This window comes from Mesorhizobium sp. M8A.F.Ca.ET.021.01.1.1 (assembly GCF_003998025.1).
Lineage (GTDB): Bacteria > Pseudomonadota > Alphaproteobacteria > Rhizobiales > Rhizobiaceae > Mesorhizobium.
In genome coordinates, this window is record NZ_RZSJ01000582.1 from 1 (window position 1) to 3,820 (window position 3,820).

Annotated in this window: 5 protein-coding genes; 3 read left to right on the forward strand and 2 right to left on the reverse strand. The window is 61.4% G+C overall.

Going from position 1 to position 3,820, the window contains the following annotated elements; all coding sequences use genetic code 11:
• The first annotated feature begins 5 nt into the window (after nt 1-5).
• Nucleotides 6-1,046 carry a sulfate/molybdate ABC transporter ATP-binding protein gene (locus tag EOA36_RS30160; protein WP_127280599.1) on the forward strand — a complete coding sequence of 347 codons (1,041 nt, stop codon included), beginning with the start codon at nt 6-8 and terminating at the stop codon, nt 1,044-1,046.
• A 53-nt stretch (nt 1,047-1,099) separates the two neighbouring features.
• Here the strand turns inward: EOA36_RS30160 and EOA36_RS30165 are convergent, their stop codons facing one another.
• A complete protein-coding gene (locus EOA36_RS30165) occupies nt 1,100-1,576 on the reverse strand; it encodes a GNAT family N-acetyltransferase (RefSeq protein WP_127280602.1) in 477 nt (158 codons plus the stop codon).
• Nucleotides 1,576-1,857 (reverse strand): DUF1778 domain-containing protein, encoded by a 282-nt coding sequence (locus EOA36_RS30170; protein ID WP_127280600.1) that lies wholly within the window; start codon nt 1,855-1,857, stop codon nt 1,576-1,578. Before EOA36_RS30170 ends, EOA36_RS30165 begins: the two co-directional genes overlap by 1 nt.
• A gap of 234 nt (nt 1,858-2,091) precedes the next feature.
• Between EOA36_RS30170 and EOA36_RS30175 the strand changes: the two genes are divergently transcribed.
• Both EOA36_RS30175 and EOA36_RS30180 read left to right on the forward strand, forming a co-directional pair.
• Nucleotides 2,092-3,075: a sulfate ABC transporter substrate-binding protein gene (locus EOA36_RS30175; protein WP_127280601.1), complete on the forward strand. Its 984-nt coding sequence runs from the start codon at nt 2,092-2,094 to the stop codon at nt 3,073-3,075.
• 250 nt (nt 3,076-3,325) lie between these two features.
• Complete coding sequence (locus tag EOA36_RS30180; protein ID WP_023769580.1) at nt 3,326-3,775, forward strand: Rrf2 family transcriptional regulator; 450 nt, start codon at nt 3,326-3,328, stop codon at nt 3,773-3,775.
• The last annotated feature ends 45 nt before the right edge of the window (nt 3,776-3,820 follow it).

Genomic DNA, 3,820 nt, shown 5'->3' on the forward strand with positions numbered 1-3,820 from the left:
ATTGTATGGAAGTTCGCGTTGCCAACGTGCGCAAGGAATTCGAGCGGTTTCCGGCGCTTCACGACGTGTCGCTCGACATCAAGTCGGGCGAATTGATTGCGTTGCTGGGACCATCCGGCTCCGGCAAGACGACCTTGCTCAGACTGATCGCCGGGCTGGAGCGGCCGACACGCGGGAAAATCTTCTTTGGTGACGAGGACGCTTCGCAGAAATCGATCCAGGAACGCAATGTCGGCTTCGTCTTCCAGCACTACGCGCTGTTCCGTCACATGACGGTGGCTGACAATATCGGCTTCGGCCTCAAGGTGCGGCACGGACCGTCGCGGCCGCCAGCAGCGGAGATCCGCCGCCGTGCTTCCGAGCTTCTCGATCTCGTCCAGCTTTCAGGGCTGGAGAAGCGCTATCCCGCGCAGCTTTCGGGCGGCCAGCGCCAGCGCGTGGCGCTCGCCCGCGCCATGGCCATCGAACCCAAGGTGCTGCTGCTCGACGAGCCGTTCGGCGCGCTCGACGCGCAGGTGCGCCGGGAACTGCGCCGCTGGCTGCGGGAAATCCATGACGCCACCGGCCACACCACCGTCTTCGTCACCCACGATCAGGAAGAGGCGCTGGAACTGGCCGACCGTGTCGTGGTGATGAGCCAGGGCCGTATCGAGCAGGTCGGCACCGCCGACGACATCTACGACACGCCGAATTCGCCCTTCGTCTACGGCTTCATCGGCGAATCGAGCTCCCTTCCGGTCAAGGTCGAGAATGGCGAGATCTGGCTCGCCGACCGTCCGATCGGATTGTCGGCGCCGCACGCGTCCGAGGGCGATGCGATGCTTTACTTCCGTCCGCATGATGTCGAACTGCTGGACGGCTGCAGCGGCTGCATCGCCGGCACCGTGGCGGCCAGCCGCCGCGTCGCCGGCACAAGGCGCGTCGAACTTGAAATCGGCGGCGAACGCCAGCGGGTCGAGATTGAGCTGCCGGTCGACCATCCGGCAGCGCAGAAGAGCCGCGTGGCGTTCCGCCCGGGGCGCTGGAAGCTTTTCCCGGCTGCATAGCGATCGGACCACGGTGAATCCGCCCCAGGGATGTCCCGGTCGGTGGCGGTCTTTCACCTGGCCTTCAACGACAACACCAGGGTCATCGGGTTTTTCGGGGAGGCCGCAAAGCCGTAATGCTCGTAAAAGGCTTTCGCTTCATCCGATATGGCATGAACAAAAATTCCGCGAATACCGAGGATCGTCGCGGCTTGACCGGCGCGCAGGACGGCATCTTGCAGAAGCGCCGCGCCCAGCCCCTTCCCTTGCCAGCTTCCATCCACCGCGAGACGCCCGAGCACGACCATCGGAATGGGATCTGGCATGTTGCGGCGAACAATGCCGGGCGCTTCCGCCAGATCAAGCCCGCCCGAAGAAAAGCAATAGTAGCCGACAACGCGTGAGCCTTCCGCCACCACATAGGTACGCGACGCGCCACTGACCTGGTTGGCCCGTGCCCTGCGGCGAAGCCATTGGTCGAGACTTTCTGTTCCGCTTTGGAAAAGGCCGAGATCGTGGTTTTCTGCCAGGGGCGTGGGCGCCGATAGCATCAGTCCCGCCATGGCTTGGGCACGTTCATGAGGCGCCCAAAACCTTCCCCGCTCGGCGGTTTATCGAGGATGTCGAGATAATGCCGGTAACTCTCCGGATCCACCTTGATCAGGGTCTGGTCGAGTAGCGTGTCCTCGGCCGCACGATAGGCGGCGTCGATCATGAAGTCGGAGCGGGTTTTCCCACGTATTTTCGCGGCGCGGTCGATCAGTATGCGGATATCCTCTCGGATGCGCAGATTGACAGGCTTGGCGTGGGTTTCGGGCGCGGCTTTCGTCATGGAAGACTCCTTTCCGCCACCATAACATTGCGCATACACAATGTGTATCTATTTGTGGCTTTTATCAGAAACAGGCTGAAGAGGACCGACCTCAAGGTGAAAGAAAAAACTACGATATGTCTGTTTGGGAAACAGTTTTTTAGCAACAATGGTCAAGTCCTGAATCCATGCCTCGCCGCTCCTTCGCGCCCCGGCTATGGTCTGGCAATAGAGCATTACATCCGGAGCCTTTTCATGAAGCGATTTTTCCTCGGCGTTGCCGCCGCCGGTCTCCTCCTCGCATCCTCCCAAGCCTGGTCGGCCGACAAGCTGCTGAACGCCTCCTATGACGTCGGCCGCGAACTGTTCGTGCAGGTCAACAAGGCCTTCATATCAGAGCATCCGGGCGTCACCGTCGACCAGTCGCATGCCGGCACTTCGGCGCAGGCGCGCGCCATCGCCGAGGGCCTCGGCGCCGATGTCGTCACCTTCAACCAGGTTACCGACGTCGACTTCCTGGTCAAGAAGGGCCTTGTCTCCGCCGACTGGCAGAAGGACTTTCCCGACAATGCCTCGCCCTTCTATTCGCTGCCGTCGTTTCTCGTCCGTGCCGGCAACCCCAAGCACATCAAGGACTGGAACGATCTCGTGCGCGACGACGTGCAGGTGATCTTCCCCAACCCGAAAACGTCGGGCAATGCGCGCTACACCTATCTCGCGGCCACCGCCTACGCCAAGGAAGCCTTCAAGGGCGACGACGCCAAGGTGAAGGAGTTCATCACCAAGCTGTTCAACAACGTGCCGATCTTCGACACAGGCGGGCGCGCCGCCACCACCACCTTCGTGCAGCGCGAGATCGGCGACGTGCTGATCACCTTCGAATCCGAGACGCGCGGCATCCGCAAGGAATATGGCGACGACAAATTCGAGCAGGTCACGCCTTCGGTCAGCCTTCTGGCGGAGTTCCCGGTAGCGATCGTCGACAAGGTCGCCGACGAGCACGGCACGCGCGATCTGGCCAAGAGCTATCTCGACTTTCTCTATACGCCCGAGGGCCAGGGCATCGCCGCCGACAACGGCTTGCGCGCACGCGACGCGGCTGTCGCGGCCAAATACAAGGCCGATTTTCCGGATGTGCGCCTGCTGACGGTGGAAGACGTCTTCGGCGGTTGGGACAAGGTCCAAAAGGAGCATTTCGCCGCCGGCGGCCTGCTCGACCAGGCCTATGGCAGCCGCTAAAATCTCCGCGGACCGATAGAACGATCAGAAAAGCCGGCCGTGGGCCGGCTTTTCTCGTTTATGCAGCCGATAGCGCAAAGCGGCGCCCTTCGTGCAAAACGTTACAAAGAATCAACGCGTTTGTGCCTAACATGCGTTCCAATGGCTTTGTTTTCGCGAAACGGCGGCGTGCGGAAGCAATGCCGTCATCATTTGCACACAAACAGCCGCCAGATGCGGGGTGGTTGGGGCTTCAACGGGTTATCAGGGCATGCTGACGAAAAAAGGCAAATACGGCCTCAAGGCCCTCGTGCATCTTTCCAATCTTCCGGTTGGCCAACTGGCCTTCGTCAACGACATCGCCGTCGCCAACAACATCCCGAAGAAATTCCTCGATGCCATACTGGGCGAATTGCGCAACGCCGGCTTCGTCCAGAGCCGCAAGGGCAAGGAAGGCGGCTATCGCCTCGCCCGCCCGGCTTCCGAGATCAAGATCGGCCATGTCGTGCGCGTGCTCGACGGGCCGCTGGCGCCGATACCTTGCGCCAGCCGCACGCAGTATCAGCGCTGCGAGGATTGCGACGAGGCGACCTGCCAGGTCCGGCACATGATGCTGGAAGTGCGCCAGGCGATCGCCGAGGTGCTGGACAACCGTAGCCTCGCCGCCATGCGCGATGCCGATAATGACGATTTCCCGGTCGAGTTGACTTCACAAATCTAGAGCCGGGTGGATGAGGCTGTCGAGGTTTACGAAATCCCGAAAAGC